We start from the raw sequence: 14851 nt of genomic DNA on the forward strand, positions 1-14851 counted from the left end.
CCGCTGACATTTGTTGTTAATGGCGTAGATGGGCGCAGTATAGGAAGGTATGACCAGTGCATTTCACTGTATAAAAGCCTATATTTGGCGAGAATTCTCGGCAAACTGCGCTTTTACGGAGGGGCATCCACTATGAGAACCCAGCATCAAAGCAAGCGTGAACTGGATAAGATTGACCGCAACATCCTACGGATCCTGCAGGCAGATGGGCGGATCTCGTTTACTGAACTGGGCGAGAAAGTCGGCTTGTCGACCACGCCGTGCACCGAGCGGGTCCGGCGTCTTGAGCGCGAAGGGATCATCATGGGCTACAACGCCCGGCTCAACCCACAGCATCTGAAAGGCAGCCTGCTGGTGTTCGTTGAGATCAGCCTGGACTACAAGTCGGGAGACACCTTCGAAGAGTTCCGCCGCGCGGTGCTGAAGCTGCCCCACGTACTGGAATGCCACCTGGTTTCCGGCGACTTCGACTATCTGGTCAAGGCACGTATTTCCGAGATGGCCTCGTACCGCAAGCTGCTCGGCGACATCCTGCTGAAGTTGCCGCACGTGCGCGAGTCGAAGAGCTACATCGTCATGGAAGAGGTTAAAGAGAGCCTCAACCTGCCGATTCCGGAGTAAGGCTCAGACCAGCACCTGGCGGGTGCTGGCGATGTACTGGTGCACCAGCTTCTCGGCCTGGGGATCGATCATTTGCGCCGGGCCGCGACCATTCGGGCACGGCAGGCGCGGCGTGGTACCGAACAGCCGACAGATCAGCGGCCGCTCTTCGTACACCGTGCAGCCGTCTGGCCCGAGGTGCACACAGTTCAGCTCGGCCAGGGCGGCGTCCTGCTCGGCGGCACTTTTGCGGGGTAGTCGGGCCATTTCCTGCGAAGAGGTGGTGACCGGCCCACAGCAATCGTGACAGCCGGGAACGCACTCGAACGACGGGATCTGATCGCGCAGGAAACGGATCTTGTGACTGTTGCAACTCATAACGGCCTGCGGTGCAGAAAGGGGAAGACGCTATTTTGCCCCATGGTTGCCCAGCGTCGAAAGTGCAGCTTATCCTGCGTCAATTTTTCCAAACACTTAACATCAGGACTCACCCATGAGCGCCGCTGTGCAATCACCCGCTTCTCATGTCGCTTCCTACTATGCTGCCAGCAGCCTGCCTCAGCCGGAGTATCCGCCGTTGCAGGGCGAGTTGAGCTGCGATGTGTGCGTGGTGGGCGGCGGCTTTTCCGGGCTGAACACAGCGATCGAACTGGCCGAGCGCGGCTTCAATGTGGTGCTGCTCGAAGCCCGCAAAATTGGCTGGGGCGCCAGCGGGCGCAATGGTGGCCAGCTGATTCGCGGCGTTGGCCACGGCCTGGACCAGTTCACCTCGGTGCTCGGCAGCGACGGCGTGCGCACCTTGAAGCTGATGGGCCTGGAAGCGGTGGACATCGTCCGCCAACGCATCGAACGCCACGCCATTAGTTGCGACCTGACCTGGGGCTACTGCGACCTGGCCAACAAAGCCAAAGACCTGCAAGGCTTCGCTGAAGACGCCGAAGAACTGCGCGGCCTGGGCTACCGCCACGAACTGCGCCTGGTGCAACCCGAACAGATTCGCACGGTGGTCGGTTCAGACCGCTATGTGGGCGGCCTGATCGACATGGGCTCGGGGCACCTGCACCCGCTGAACCTGGCCTTGGGCGAGGCTGCGGTGGCCAGCGCGCTGGGCGTGCGCCTGTTCGAACAATCTGCGGTCACCCGTATCGAGTATGGCGCGCAAGTGCGTGTACACACGGCGCAGGGCTCGGTCAAAGCCAGCACGCTGGTGCTGGGCTGCAATGCCTACTTGAACAACCTCAACAGTGAGCTGGGCGGCAAAGTACTGCCTGCGGGCAGCTACATCATTGCCACCGAACCTTTGAGCGAAGCGCAGGCGCACGAATTGTTGCCGCAGAACATGGCGGTCTGCGACCAACGCGTTGCCCTTGATTACTACCGCCTGTCTGCCGACCGCCGCCTGCTGTTCGGCGGTGCCTGCCATTACTCCGGGCGCGATCCACAGGATATTGCCGGGTACATGCGGCCGAAGATGCTCAAGGTATTCCCGCAGCTGGCCAACGTGCGCATCGATTACCAGTGGGGCGGCATGATCGGCATCGGCGCCAATCGGCTGCCGCAAATTGGACGCCTGGCCGCGCAGCCCAATGTCTACTTTGCCCAGGCTTACTCCGGCCATGGGCTCAACGCGACCCACCTGGCGGGCAAGCTGCTCGGTGAGGCCATCAGCGGTCAGCACAGCGGGCGCTTCGACCTGTTCGCCAAAGTGCCGCATATCACCTTCCCTGGCGGCAAACACCTGCGCTCGCCGCTGTTGGCCCTGGGCATGCTCTGGCACCGCCTCAAAGAACTGGTATGAACCTGTAGGAGCGGCGGTGCGGCGACCCGACTTGCCCCGCGATCGTGGTGTGTCAGACAAACCGCGATCGCGGGGCAAGCCCGCTCCTACAGGTGGTGCAAGACAGTTGTTCCCACCGGTCAACTGCGCCAGAAGGGCTTGAGCCCTTCGTGGCGTGCCTGCTCTGCCGTCAGGCCAATATCGCGCAGTTGCTCGGGCGTCAGCTCAAGCAGCATGCGACGGCTGTGCCAACGGTGCAGCATGAGCCTCCAGCGCCCGAACCCTTGCGGAACATCGAACAACTTCAATTCGCGCCCACGGCTCAGTTCCTCCGCGTGCAATTTCAGACGCACATCGCTCATACCGCTCATGACTCGACTCCTCCGGCTGGTAGTACCGTGGACTAAGCTTGCGCGTCTGAGGAAAAGCATTACAGATCCAAAGCACGGCTATTATTCCCATACAGAATTGGCAAATTTCCCACTGAATGCTGTATTTTTTCGCCATCTGTATTGCTCACCAGTCAACGCCTGCTTCAGGAGTACGCCATGACCCTCTACGTCAACCTGGCCGAGCTGCTCAGCGCCCGCATCGAACAAGGCCTGTATCGCCCCGGCGACCGCTTGCCGTCGGTACGCGCGCTGAGCGTGGAACATGGCGTCAGCCTGAGTACCGTACAGCAGGCCTATCGCCTGCTGGAAGACAATGGCCTGGCCGCACCACGGCCCAAGTCAGGCTACTTCGTACCCAGCGACCGTAGCTTGCCGGCCCTGCCTGCTGTCAGCCGACCGGCGCAGCGGCCTGTGGAAATTTCCCAATGGGAACAGGTCATCGAGCTGGTCCGTAGCGTGCCAAGAAAGGATGTGGTGCAGTTGGGCCGCGGCATGCCCGACATCGACAGCCCGACCCTCAAGCCGCTGCTGCGCAGCCTCGCCCAGCTGAGCCGACGCCAGGACATGCCCGGGCTCTACTACGACACCATTTCCGGCACCCTGGCCCTGCGCGAGCAGATCGCTCGCCTGCTGCTCGACTCTGGCTGCAGCCTCGACCCGGCTGATCTGGTGGTCACCACCGGCTGCCACGAGGCGCTGTCGGCCAGTATCCGCGCGGTGTGCCAGCCCGGCGACATCGTTGCGGTGGAGTCGCCGAGCTTTCACGGCGCCATGCAGACCCTCAAGGGCCTGGGCATGAAAGCCCTGGAGATTCCCACCGACCCGATCACCGGCATCAGCCTCGAAGCCCTGGAGCTGGCCCTGGAGCAGTGGCCGATCAAGCTCATCCAGGTCACCCCAAGCTGCAACAACCCGCTGGGCTACATCATGCCGGAGGCGCGCAAAAAGGCCTTGTTGCACCTGGCCCAACGCTTCGACGTGGCAATCCTTGAAGACGACGTGTATGGCGACCTGGCTTACACCTACCCGCGCCCACGCACCATCAAGTCGTTCGACGAAGACGGCCGTGTCCTGCTTTGCAGCTCGTTCTCCAAAACCCTGGCACCGGGCCTGCGGATCGGCTGGGTCGCCCCCGGCCGCTATCTGGAGCGGGTGCTGCACATGAAATACATCAGCACCGGCTGCACCGCGACGCAACCGCAACTGGCCATCGCCGACTTTATCGAGGGCGGCCACTATCAGCCGCATATGCGCCGCATGCGTAGCCAGTATCAACGTGGCCGCGACCAGATGAGCGACTGGGTCACCCGCTACTTTCCGCCGGGCACTCGCGCCAGCAGGCCACAGGGTGGTTTCATGCTGTGGATAGAATTGCCGGAAAGTTTCGACACCCTTCGGCTGAACCGGGCTTTACTTGGGCAAGGCGTTCAGATTGCCGTAGGCAGTATTTTTTCTGCCTCGGGCAAATACCGTAATTGCCTACGAATGAATTTCGCCGTCCGCCCCACTGCCGAGATCGAAGCAGCGGTACGCAAGGTGGGTGAAACCGCCATTCGTCTACTGGCCGAAGCCGAGCGTGACGGGTAACGTTCCGCCGCCGTTCGCGGCCCCTATCCGTAAGCCTGCGTCGAGAAGGAAACCACCGTTTGAGAAGCCCGTGTGCGCTGCCAGTGCTGCTGTCGCTGATGCTCGGTCTGGGTGGATGCGCCAGCATCAGCCAGCCTCGGGAGGTCACCCAGGCGCTACCGGCCAGCGATTCAGCCTTTGGCCGTTCGGTACAACGCCAGGCTTCCGCCTACGACGGGCGCTCGGGGTTTCGCCTGCTGCCCAACAGCAATGAAGCATTTCGCGCCCGTGCCGAGCTGATCCGCAACGCTCAGTCGAGCATCGATCTGCAGTACTACATCGTCCACGACGGCCTGAGCACACGTGCCCTGGTGCATGAACTGCTACAAGCCGCCGACCGCGGCGTGCGCATCCGCATCCTGCTCGATGACACCACCAGCGATAGCATCGAAGACAAGATGGCCACCCTCAATGCGCACCCGAACATCCATATTCGCGTGTTCAACCCCCTGCACCTGGGGCGCAGCACCGGGGTAACGCGGGCGGTGGGCCGCCTGTTCAACCTCAACCTGCAACACCGGCGCATGCACAACAAGCTGTGGCTGGTGGACAACAGCATGGCCATCGTCGGCGGGCGCAATCTGGGCGACGAATATTTCGATGCCGAGCCCAACCTTAACTTCACCGACATCGACCTGCTGGGCGTCGGCCCGGTCGCCGAACAGCTGGGACACAGCTTCGATCAGTACTGGAACAGCGCGCTGAGCAAGCCGATTGAAGACTTTATTCTGCGCAAGCCGGACGCCGACGACTTGCGCGCCAGCCGCCAACGCCTGGAAGTTTCGCTGGCCGAGGCCGAGGTTGAGCACAAAGCCCTGTATGACCGGCTGATGTCGTACAAAACCCGCCCGCGCCTGGGGATCTGGCGCAATGAACTGATCTGGGCCCACAACCAGGCACTTTGGGATGCACCCAGCAAGGTGCTGGCCAGCGATGAGCCGGATCAGCAATTGCTGATGACCCACCAGCTGGCACCAGAGATGAACGGCGTCGAGCATGAGCTGATCTTGATCTCGGCCTACTTCGTACCGGGCGAGCCCGGCCTGCTGTACCTGACCAGCCGCGCCGATGCCGGTGTCTCGGTCAAGCTACTGACCAACTCCCTTGAGGCCACCGACGTGCCCGCAGTGCATGGCGGCTATGCACCTTACCGCAGGGCCTTGCTCGAACATGGCGTGCAATTGTACGAGTTGCGCCGACAACCGGGCGACCCCGGCTCAAAGCGTGCCCTGCACTTCTACGGCAGCTCGGATTCAAGCTTGCACAGCAAGGCGATCATCTTCGATCGGCGTAAAACCTTCATTGGCTCGTTCAACTTCGACCCGCGCTCGGTGCTGTGGAATACCGAAGTCGGGGTGCTGGTCGACAGCCCTGAACTGGCTGAATACACCCGCGACCTGGCGGTACAAGGCATGGCCCCGGCGCTGAGCTACCAGCCGCAGCTGGTCGACGGCAAGCTGGTGTGGGTAACGGAAGACAATCATCACCTGCACACCCTGACCACCGAACCCGGTGGCCTGTGGCGACGCTTCAACGCCTGGATCAGCAAGGCCGTCGGCCTGGAACGGATGCTTTAGACCGGCGCAGGCTCAAAGGCGTTGGCGCGTCGCGAAAGCAGCACCAGGCCAGCAGCACCAGCGGCCATCAACAATGGTAAGGCATGCCCGCTGATCCATTGGCCACCGGCACCGGCAATCAACGGCCCGAGCAGACAGCCAATACCCCAGAGTTGCGCAACATGTGCGTTGGCCCGTACCAGCGCATCATCCCGGTAACGCTCGCCGATCAGAATCAGCGACAAGGTGAACAAGCCCCCAGCGCTGGCGCCGAACAACACCCACAGCGGCCAGATCAGCCACGTGTGCAACGCCAACGGGATCGCCAGGCTCGACACCAGCAAGGTCAGCGCACATCCGCTGAACAGGCTGCGGCGCGACATGCGGTCGGCCAGCGCGCCCAGCGGCAACTGCAGCAGCGCATCGCCCACCACCACGGTACTGACCATGAACAGCGCAACCTCGGTGGTGAAGCCTTGCTGCAAGCAATACACCGGCAGCAAGGTCAGAATCATCGCCTCAAAAGCGGCGAACAGGGCAATCGCCCAGGCAATCACCGGCATGCGCCGGCAAAAGCCCACCAGGTCGAACAGGGTCACGCTGCACGACTCTGCACTCGGCGCACCACCCCGCCCCAATAGCACCAATGGCCCCAGCAACAGCAAACCAGCACCGAGCCAGAAGCCCAGATCATCTTCCGAGCCCAGTACACCGAGCAACAGCGGCCCGGCCAGTTGGCTCAAGGCATAGCTGCAGCCATACAGGGCCACCAGACGCCCACGCCATTGCTCGACCACCAGCTGGTTGATCCAGCTTTCGCCGAGGATAAATACAATGGTCAGGATCATGCCGATCAGCAGGCGCAGCACTATCCACACCGGATAACTGGGCATCAGCGCCAGCAAACCAATGGACAACGCGCCCGCCCACAGGCACAGCTGCATGGTCCCCGGCGTGCCAAAGCGAGCCGCGAGCCGACTGGAGAGGCTGGCGCCGAGCAGGACACCGATGGCCGGCATCGCCGCCATCACGCCAATGGCAAAGCTGCCATAGCCCCAGCCCTCCAGCCGCAATGACACCAGCGGCATACTCACACCCAGTGCCAGGCCGACACTGAGCACCGCCGTCAGCACGGCGAAATAGGTTCCCCAACGCATTGCAGCCTCCCAGGCTGGCTCTGTTGTGCAGAAACAACACAGCCGGACCTGCGTGGTGCAAGGTCCGGCTGCGGATGGATCGCGCTGTTAACGTTACAGCTTGATCCAGGTCGCCTTCAGCTCGGTGTACTTGTCCAGCGCGTGCAGGGACTTGTCACGCCCGTTGCCCGATTGCTTGAAGCCACCAAACGGCGCGGTCATGTCGCCACCGTCGTACTGGTTGACCCACACGCTACCGGCACGCAGCGCCTTGGCGGTCAGGTGAGCCTTGGAGATATCGGCAGTCCACACACCGGCGGCGAGGCCGTACGGGGTGTCGTTGGCGATGTTGATGGCTTCTTCGACGGTGTCGAAGGTCAGCACCGACAGCACTGGGCCGAAGATTTCTTCCTGGGCGATGCGCATGGCATTGCTGACGCCGTCGAAAATCGTTGGCTCAACGTAGGTGCCACCGGTTTCCTCAAGGATGCGCTTGCCACCCACCAGCAGCTTGGCGCCATCGCTGTGACCGGCTTCGATGTACGACAGCACGGTGTTCATCTGCTGGGTATCGACCAGGGCACCAACGGTGGTGGCTGGGTCCAGCGGGTTGCCCGGCTTCCAGGCTTTGAGGGCTTCAACCACCAGCGGCAGGAATTTGTCTTTGATCGAACGCTCGACCAGCAGACGCGAACCGGCGGTGCAGACTTCGCCCTGGTTGAAGGCGATGGCACTGGCGGCAGCTTCGGCAGCGGCGTTGAGGTCCGGAGCGTCGGCGAAAACGATGTTCGGGCTCTTGCCACCGGCTTCCAGCCAGACGCGCTTCATGTTCGATTCGCCAGCGTAGATCATCAGTTGCTTGGCAATTTTGGTCGAACCGGTGAACACCAGGGTGTCGACGTCCATGTGCAGGGCCAGCGCCTTGCCAACGGTGTGGCCATAGCCTGGCAGCACGTTGAGGACGCCTGCCGGGATACCGGCTTCGATTGCCAGCTGGGCAATGCGAATAGCGGTCAGTGGCGATTTTTCCGAAGGCTTGAGCACCACCGAGTTACCGGTGGCCAGCGCCGGGCCGAGCTTCCAGCAGGCCATCAGCAGCGGGAAGTTCCACGGCACGATAGCGGCAACCACACCCACTGGCTCACGGGTTACCAGGCCTAGCTGGTCGTGAGGGGTAGCAGCGACTTCATCGTAGATCTTGTCGATCGCTTCACCGTTCCAGCTCAGGGCCTGGGCGGCACCTGGCACGTCGATGTTCAGCGAGTCGTTGATCGGCTTACCCATGTCCAGGGTTTCCAGCAGCGCCAGCTCTTCGACATTAGCCTTGAGCAGGGCGGCAAAGCGGATCATGGTGGCTTTACGCTTGGTTGGCGCCAGACGCGACCAGACGCCGGAAGCGAAGGTGGCACGGGCATTTTCTACGGCACGCTCGGCATCGGCCAGATCACAGCTGGCAACCTGCGCCAGCAGACGGCCATCGACCGGGCTGAGGCATTCGAACGTCGCGCCGGAAACGGCGGCGGTGTATTCACCGTTGATGAAAGCGCGGCCTTCAATTTTCAGCTGCTGGGCACGCTGTTCCCAATCCGCACGAGTCAGGGTGGTCATACGAAACTCCTCCTCTTGTTAAGGTGCAGTGCCGCCCGAGGGGTCACGGGCACTGTCAAAAATTCTGGCTGGGCGAACTACGCGCACAGGCATCCGCCACCCTAAACCACTGGCGACCCAATTATCAATATATTTGACATAATTGCATCAAAAGCCTACTGATGTTCATTTTATTAAACAAACAAGAGAAAAAGCCATGCGCATTGATCAGATCGTCGACTTCGCCCAGGTGCTCACCGAGGCTGAACGCTACCGCCCGGCCGCCGAAAAAGTGCTCAAGGGCGACCCTGAGCAAGCGGTGTACAACCACTACTCCAGCCCCTGCTCGCAGTTTCATGCGGGTGTCTGGGAAGGTGAAGTCGGGCAATGGACCGTCAATTACACTGAACACGAGTACTGCGAGATCGTTCAGGGCGTGTCGGTGCTGCGCGATGCAGACGGCGGCGCGAAAACCTTGCGCGCCGGTGATCGCTTCGTGATTCCGGCGGGCTTCAAAGGCACCTGGGAAGTGCTGGAGCCGTGCCGCAAGATCTACGTGATGTTCGAACAGAAGTAACAGCAGGCTTTGTGGGAGCGGGCCTGCCCCGCGATTGCAGTGTGTCAGTTACATCGCAATCGCGGGGCAAGCCCGCTCCCACAGGCAGCATTCACAGCGCAAAAAAAAGGGCCCGTATCGTGAGATACGGGCCCTTTTTTCGTCAGCCGGATCAATTACTTGATCTTGGCTTCCTTGTAGATCACGTGCTTGCGAACAACCGGATCGAATTTTTTGATTTCGATTTTGTCCGGAGTGGTGCGCTTGTTCTTGTCGGTGGTGTAGAAGTGGCCGGTATTAGCGGTCGACACCAGACGGATCAATTCACGCATGATTCTCTCCCTTAGACCTTGGCGCCGTTACGGCGAATGTCAACCAGAACGGCATCGATGCCGCGCTTGTCGATGATGCGCATGCCTTTGGCAGATACGCGCAGACGCACGAAACGCTTCTCGGACTCGACCCAGAAGCGATGATGCTGCAGGTTCGGCAGGAAACGACGACGGGTTTTGTTGTTTGCGTGGGAAATATTGTTCCCGGTTACCGGACCCTTACCGGTAACTTGACAGACTCTCGACATGCCTCAGCCCTCTAAAACCACATGCCCAACCCGGCATGGGTTGGCCGCTTAATCTCTTAGTCTTTGGCGCTAGGCGCCGTGTTTCTTCAGGGTCTTATCGACTCAATCAGCAGATGCGACAAGCCGAGCCCCTAGAAAAGAGCGCTGCTTTATACCAGAAAGACCAGAGCACAACAACTGGAGATGTGCTCTGACATGCTGGTCGACACGCCGGGCCAGCATAGCGACTGGCTCTCAAGGATGTCGACCACTCGTCGCACGATTGGCAAAAAAGGAGTTGGCGATTTCTGGCGTGGCGCACTAGGGTAGGACTTTTCCAGACTGCATTGGCAGATGGGCCATCGATCAGCCAAGGAATCACCATGCGTGCTGCCGCTCTACCCCTGTTGTTCGCCACCCTGCTCGGCCCGGCATTCGCTCAGGCAGCCGCATTGAGTGTGTGTACCGAAGCCAGCCCTGAAGGCTTCGATGTGGTTCAGTACAACTCGTTGACCACCACCAATGCCTCGGCCGATGTGCTGATGAATCGCCTGGTCGAGTTCGATGCCACGAAAGGCCAGGTAGTGCCGAGCCTGGCCGAAAGCTGGACCGTTTCGCCCGACGGCCTGATCTACGACTTCAAGTTGCGGCCTGAGGTGAAGTTCCACAGCACCGGCTACTTCAAACCCAGCCGCGCCCTGAACGCTGATGATGTGCTGTTCAGCTTCCAACGGATGCTCTACCCCGCGCACTCCTGGCACAAAATCGCCCAGAGCGGCTATCCGCATGCCCAGTCACTGCAGCTGCCAAGCCTGATCAAGCAGATCGAGGCGCCAGAACCACTGACCGTGCGCTTCACCCTCGATCATCCGGACGCTACCTTCCTGGCCACCTTGAGCATGGGCTTTGCGTCGATCTACTCTGCCGAATATGCCGACCAGTTGCTCAAGGCCGGAACCCCGGAAAAGCTCAACAGCCAACCGATTGGCACCGGGCCGTTCGTGTTCAATCGCTTCCAGAAGGACGCGGTGATACGTTACCGGGCCAACCCGGACTACTTTGCTGGCAAACCTGCGGTTGATCCACTGATCTTTGCCATCACCCCGGATGCCAACGTGCGCTTGCAGAAGCTCAAGCGCAACGAGTGCCAGATCGCCCTGTCGCCCAAGCCGCTGGATATTGCGGCTGCCAGCGAAGATTCCGCACTGAAAGTGGAAAAAACCGATGCATTCATGACGGCTTTCGTTGCCATCAACAGTCAGCATGCGCCGCTGGACAAGCCTGAGGTGCGCCAGGCCATCAATCTGGCGTTCGACAAGGCTTCCTACCTCAAAGCGGTATTCGAAGGCACTGCGGTTGCCGCCAACGGCCCTTACCCGCCCAACACCTGGAGCTACGCCAAGGATCTGCCGGGCTACCCGACTGATCTGGACAAAGCCAAAGCGCTGCTTGCCAAGGCTGGGCTCAAAGACGGCTTCAGCACCACCGTCTGGACTCGTCCACAAGGCAGCCTGCTCAACCCCAACCCAAGCCTGGGGGCGCAGCTGCTGCAAGCTGACCTGGCTAAAATTGGCATCAAGGCCGAGATCCGCGTCATTGAATGGGGCGAGCTGATTCGCCGCGCCAAAGCCGGTGAGCATGACCTGCTGTTCATGGGCTGGGCCGGCGACAACGGCGACCCGGATAACTTCCTCAGCCCGCAGTTCGCTTGCGCGGCGGTGAAGTCCGGGACCAACTTTGCCCGCTACTGCGACCCGCGCCTTGATCAGCTGATCAGTGCAGGCAAGACCACCACCGACCAGAGCGTGCGTAGTCGCTTGTACCAGCAGGCCCAAACGCACATTCAGCAGCAGGCGCTGTGGCTGCCGCTGGCGCATCCGGTTGCTGCGGTGTTGGTGCGCAACGCGGTCCAGGGCTATCAGGTGAGCCCGTTTGGGCGGCAGGATTTTGCCAAAGTGAGTGTTTCGCGCTGATGCCGATCGCGGGGCAAGCCCGCTCCCACCGGGTTTTGCACAGCCTTTGTGGGAGCGGGCTTGCCCCGCGATCTTCATGCCGTGAACCAGCCTTTCTCGACCATCGACAAGGGCTCACCTTCACCAATGATGAAGTGGTCTAGCAAGCGGACATCCACCAAATCCAGGGCTTCCTTGAGCCGAAGTGTCAGCAACACGTCGGCCTGGCTAGGCTCTGAAACACCTGAGGGATGGTTGTGGCAGTTATGGTATATGCTCAGAAACGTTGCAGAGCTGGAGCCCCCTATGCCAGTCCATCCTTTCTGCGAAATTCGAGTGATCCGAACCTCGACCTCAGGTCTCCGCCCCTTCCTACTGATTGGCAGTACTCCGGTGATCCTAGCAAACCTCTGGGCTGAGGATTTGCTTCACAAGTCTCGTCTCAATACCGTTGAGAGCTACCTACGTGACGTTGCCATCGCTTATGAGTGGGCGCTTTCACGAGGAGCGCCGCTGGAGACAAAGCTAGAGCGCTTGGCGGTCTTTTCCTCAATGGAGTTGACGTCACTTGCACAATGTCTCTGCGCCACTAAGCAAGGTTCTAATGCGAGTCAATCGACCTGCGCCCGACGGCTTGAATCAATCAAATCTTTCATAGATTTCTCATTCGAGCATTACGTAGAGCTCAATCGGCTCAGCCTCATGGAACAAATTCAAGCCGATAAAAATAAATCCAAAAATCTCCGAAATCTGCAGAAGAAAATGCACAGGATTGCGCAACAATCCGAACCGCCGCTACCATCAACGGCCTTAAATTCAGATGAGCAGCTTATACTTAAAAGCGCACTAGACCCTGACAACCCGAAAAATCCTTTCTCCACTCCAGAACTCAAAGTTCGAAACTACTGCCTGTTTCTGGTCATGATTGAAACACTTTCCAGGCGCGGCGAGGCAGTACTTATTGAATTAACCGACGTTGATCTTGGCCCATCCCCGACTATTCGAATCAAACAACCAAATGATGTCAACAGGGAACGAAGAAGAGACGGTGCGAGCCTAAAGACTCTAGGACGGGAAATTCCAATCAGCATGTCACTGGCAACGGTTCTTAACGAGTACATATCGCAGTACCGCGGAAAATTTCTTAAACCCAAAAGGCCTTGCACTGCCCTTTTTGTTAGTTCTCGCGATGGTCGCCGCCTATCTGCTCGAACCATAAACACTATTCTCCGCACCGTCGCAGCCAACCTCGGACTGAAAAATTTTTCAACACGAATTCATCCGCACGGACTCAGGTCCACCGGTACAAACGTTGCCCGTAAACGATTTGAAAAAAGCGGTCACCCCAGTATAAATATTAAAGACTCACTTGCTTATCTTGGCGGTTGGAGCCCGAACAGCGGAAGTGTTCAAAGGTACTCTAGACAGTCAATATCAGATCGCCTTGGGGAAATCATCAGAAGCTCAGACAGCCTAAAATCGCAGGGTGAAATAAATGAAAACCCTTTCACCGATAGAGTTGGCGTATGAAATAGAGAGCAACTTTGGTATTGAGACAGACCCGCTCCCGCTCCAGGTTCAATCTACATTTGGCCAAACCATAAATATTTGCGATGGCAACGTATGGGTTGACACACTAATAATAGAAAAAATTGGATGCGCGCCAACCAACATCGTGTGGAGCAATCTTCTTCACCACAACGTCTATATTGAGTGGCTTCTTAGAGGATGGTTCATAGACCGTATTCAAACCCATATCGATCTGAGACCGCTAATTGTTGTGCAGCGAATTATGCTACAACAGCTTTTCCCAGGCGACACCCCAGAACAAATTGGTAAAGAAGTATCTATTTTCGCCTTACGTGAATGTATTAGACTCAAAGTATCTGGTTGCGAGGCGGAAATGGTCGCCATTCGTGTGTTCTATCGTTGGTGCTTGGAAGAAGGGCTTCCAGGGTTCAATGAGCACGACAATCTTGAGTTATCACAAATAACAGTGACAGCCTTTGACAACCGGCACCTAGTTACGATGCGTGATGAAGACTCCGGCCCATTCACTAGAGTGCAGCTTGCTCACATCGAAATGCATATTTCGACCAACGAGAGCGTAACTCAACGCCAACGAACTCTTTTTCTTCTTGCTCGTGATTGGGGAATTCGCCCTATTCAATTAGCGCTCATGCAGGTATCAGATTTTGGCATTGATGAAAGTGGCCCATTTGTCATGGTGCCGAGCGTAAAGGGGATTCGACGCTCAAGACTGAGACGCCACCCAAGCAACCTAGTAAAACGCTACATTGCCAACGATACCGCAGAAGCCGTCCAGCAACAATGCAAGTTAGCGGAAGAGCAAACTCAAGACGCATCGATATCGATACAGCAACTGTGTGTCAAGTACGGCATACAAGCACAGACTTTACCCACACCTTTGTTCCCGGCCACCCATAAAACAGAATTGCGTCTCCTCCGTTTTTTAACTAATCCAAAATTGATGCCCTACACGCTACACCAGGACAATCACCGCTTAAGCGCTGAATTGGTTTCGCTTACATGGACTCTAAAGTTATTCGACCCACACAGGAGCAATCAAGGTGTCGCTCCTTACATGCGTATTTCGGCATACAGACTGCGTCGAACAAAAGCCACATCGATGGTTCTCTCTGGAGCAACGCCGGAGGAGGTCGCGGAAGCGCTAGACCATCAAAATATAAATTCCATCAAACATTATTTCCGTTACAACATTGAGCTACAGGAATTCATAAATACCACACACATGGCAAGCCCAGAAATTAATGCGGCGGTCCAGATGTGGTGCGGAAGGTTCATGGAAGCAGCTTCTGAAGAATCAACATTAAAGACAATCAGTAGCTTAGGTAGGTGCAGCGCCACTGAACCATGTCCCTTTCACCCAACAGTGACATGCTACGCCTGCCCCAAATTTAGACCCAACCGCCATGCTGATCACGAAGCTGCTTTAGCTGGAATTACCAAATTTCAGGCAATGTTAGGCAGTAGCTCTACGGGAGCAATGGCTCAGCAAGTCGAAGCGGCCATACACGGGGCTAAATCCATAATTATCGCCGTGAAGGAGTTGGCCAATTGAGCATATC

Annotated in this window: 14 protein-coding genes and 1 pseudogene; 8 read left to right on the forward strand and 7 right to left on the reverse strand. The window is 58.3% G+C overall.

Annotated elements, in window-relative coordinates:
* The first annotated feature begins 132 nt into the window (after positions 1-132).
* The gene (locus tag ACVWSC_RS28130; RefSeq protein ID WP_431742253.1) at positions 133-621 is read left to right on the forward strand and encodes an Lrp/AsnC ligand binding domain-containing protein; all 489 of its coding nucleotides are present in this window, start codon (positions 133-135) and stop codon (positions 619-621) included.
* Between the two features lie 3 nt (positions 622-624).
* Here ACVWSC_RS28130 and ACVWSC_RS28135 read toward each other — a convergent pair whose 3' ends face one another.
* Positions 625-978 carry a YkgJ family cysteine cluster protein gene (locus tag ACVWSC_RS28135; RefSeq protein WP_442110783.1) on the reverse strand — a complete coding sequence of 118 codons (354 nt, stop codon included), beginning with the start codon at positions 976-978 and terminating at the stop codon, positions 625-627.
* Between the two features lie 115 nt (positions 979-1093).
* Between ACVWSC_RS28135 and ACVWSC_RS28140 the strand changes: the two genes are divergently transcribed.
* Positions 1094-2398 carry an NAD(P)/FAD-dependent oxidoreductase gene (locus ACVWSC_RS28140; RefSeq protein ID WP_442110785.1) on the forward strand — a complete coding sequence of 435 codons (1305 nt, stop codon included), beginning with the start codon at positions 1094-1096 and terminating at the stop codon, positions 2396-2398.
* Positions 2399-2517: 119 nt separating this feature from the next.
* Here the strand turns inward: ACVWSC_RS28140 and ACVWSC_RS28145 are convergent, their stop codons facing one another.
* Positions 2518-2748, reverse strand: a complete 231-nt coding sequence (locus ACVWSC_RS28145) for a DUF1127 domain-containing protein (RefSeq protein WP_442110787.1) — start codon at positions 2746-2748, stop codon at positions 2518-2520.
* Positions 2749-2925: 177 nt separating this feature from the next.
* On the opposite strand from ACVWSC_RS28145, the gene ACVWSC_RS28150 reads away from it, so the two are divergent.
* Together ACVWSC_RS28150 and ACVWSC_RS28155 are read left to right on the forward strand one after the other, a co-directional pair.
* Positions 2926-4356 carry an aminotransferase-like domain-containing protein gene (locus ACVWSC_RS28150; RefSeq protein WP_442110789.1) on the forward strand — a complete coding sequence of 477 codons (1431 nt, stop codon included), beginning with the start codon at positions 2926-2928 and terminating at the stop codon, positions 4354-4356.
* Positions 4357-4415: 59 nt separating this feature from the next.
* Positions 4416-5972, forward strand: coding sequence for a phospholipase D family protein (locus ACVWSC_RS28155; RefSeq protein WP_442110791.1), 1557 nt, complete (start codon positions 4416-4418; stop codon positions 5970-5972).
* Here the strand turns inward: ACVWSC_RS28155 and ACVWSC_RS28160 are convergent.
* Together ACVWSC_RS28160 and ACVWSC_RS28165 are read right to left on the reverse strand one after the other, a co-directional pair.
* Positions 5969-7108, reverse strand: a complete 1140-nt coding sequence (locus tag ACVWSC_RS28160) for an MFS transporter (RefSeq protein ID WP_133213817.1) — start codon at positions 7106-7108, stop codon at positions 5969-5971. The genes ACVWSC_RS28155 and ACVWSC_RS28160 overlap by 4 nt on opposite strands.
* Before the next feature lie 93 nt (positions 7109-7201).
* Positions 7202-8695 carry an aldehyde dehydrogenase gene (locus tag ACVWSC_RS28165; protein WP_442110794.1) on the reverse strand — a complete coding sequence of 498 codons (1494 nt, stop codon included), beginning with the start codon at positions 8693-8695 and terminating at the stop codon, positions 7202-7204.
* A 196-nt stretch (positions 8696-8891) separates the two neighbouring features.
* Here ACVWSC_RS28165 and ACVWSC_RS28170 point away from each other — a divergent pair, with 196 nt between their 5' ends.
* Complete coding sequence (locus ACVWSC_RS28170) at positions 8892-9251, forward strand: cupin domain-containing protein (protein ID WP_442110796.1); 360 nt, start codon at positions 8892-8894, stop codon at positions 9249-9251.
* A 155-nt stretch (positions 9252-9406) separates the two neighbouring features.
* Here the strand turns inward: ACVWSC_RS28170 and rpmG are convergent, their stop codons facing one another.
* Together rpmG and rpmB are read right to left on the reverse strand one after the other, a co-directional pair.
* Positions 9407-9562, reverse strand: coding sequence for a 50S ribosomal protein L33 (rpmG, locus tag ACVWSC_RS28175; RefSeq protein ID WP_010225867.1), 156 nt, complete (start codon positions 9560-9562; stop codon positions 9407-9409).
* Positions 9563-9573: 11 nt separating this feature from the next.
* Positions 9574-9810, reverse strand: coding sequence for a 50S ribosomal protein L28 (rpmB, locus tag ACVWSC_RS28180; protein WP_010225868.1), 237 nt, complete (start codon positions 9808-9810; stop codon positions 9574-9576).
* Between the two features lie 362 nt (positions 9811-10172).
* Between rpmB and ACVWSC_RS28185 the strand changes: the two genes are divergently transcribed.
* Positions 10173-11762 carry an ABC transporter substrate-binding protein gene (locus tag ACVWSC_RS28185; protein WP_442110799.1) on the forward strand — a complete coding sequence of 530 codons (1590 nt, stop codon included), beginning with the start codon at positions 10173-10175 and terminating at the stop codon, positions 11760-11762.
* 74 nt (positions 11763-11836) lie between these two features.
* On the opposite strand, the pseudogene ACVWSC_RS28190 reads toward ACVWSC_RS28185, so the two are convergent.
* A pseudogene (locus ACVWSC_RS28190) lies at positions 11837-12001 on the reverse strand (JAB domain-containing protein); the annotation flags it as partial.
* A 46-nt stretch (positions 12002-12047) separates the two neighbouring features.
* On the opposite strand from ACVWSC_RS28190, the gene ACVWSC_RS28195 reads away from it, so the two are divergent.
* Both ACVWSC_RS28195 and ACVWSC_RS28200 read left to right on the forward strand, forming a co-directional pair.
* Positions 12048-13271 (forward strand): tyrosine-type recombinase/integrase, encoded by a 1224-nt coding sequence (locus tag ACVWSC_RS28195; protein WP_442110801.1) that lies wholly within the window; start codon positions 12048-12050, stop codon positions 13269-13271.
* Positions 13237-14844 carry a site-specific integrase gene (locus ACVWSC_RS28200; RefSeq protein WP_442110803.1) on the forward strand — a complete coding sequence of 536 codons (1608 nt, stop codon included), beginning with the start codon at positions 13237-13239 and terminating at the stop codon, positions 14842-14844. Before ACVWSC_RS28195 ends, ACVWSC_RS28200 begins: the two co-directional genes overlap by 35 nt.
* Positions 14845-14851 lie beyond the last annotated feature (7 nt).

Source organism: Pseudomonas sp. NUPR-002, from assembly GCF_056322725.1.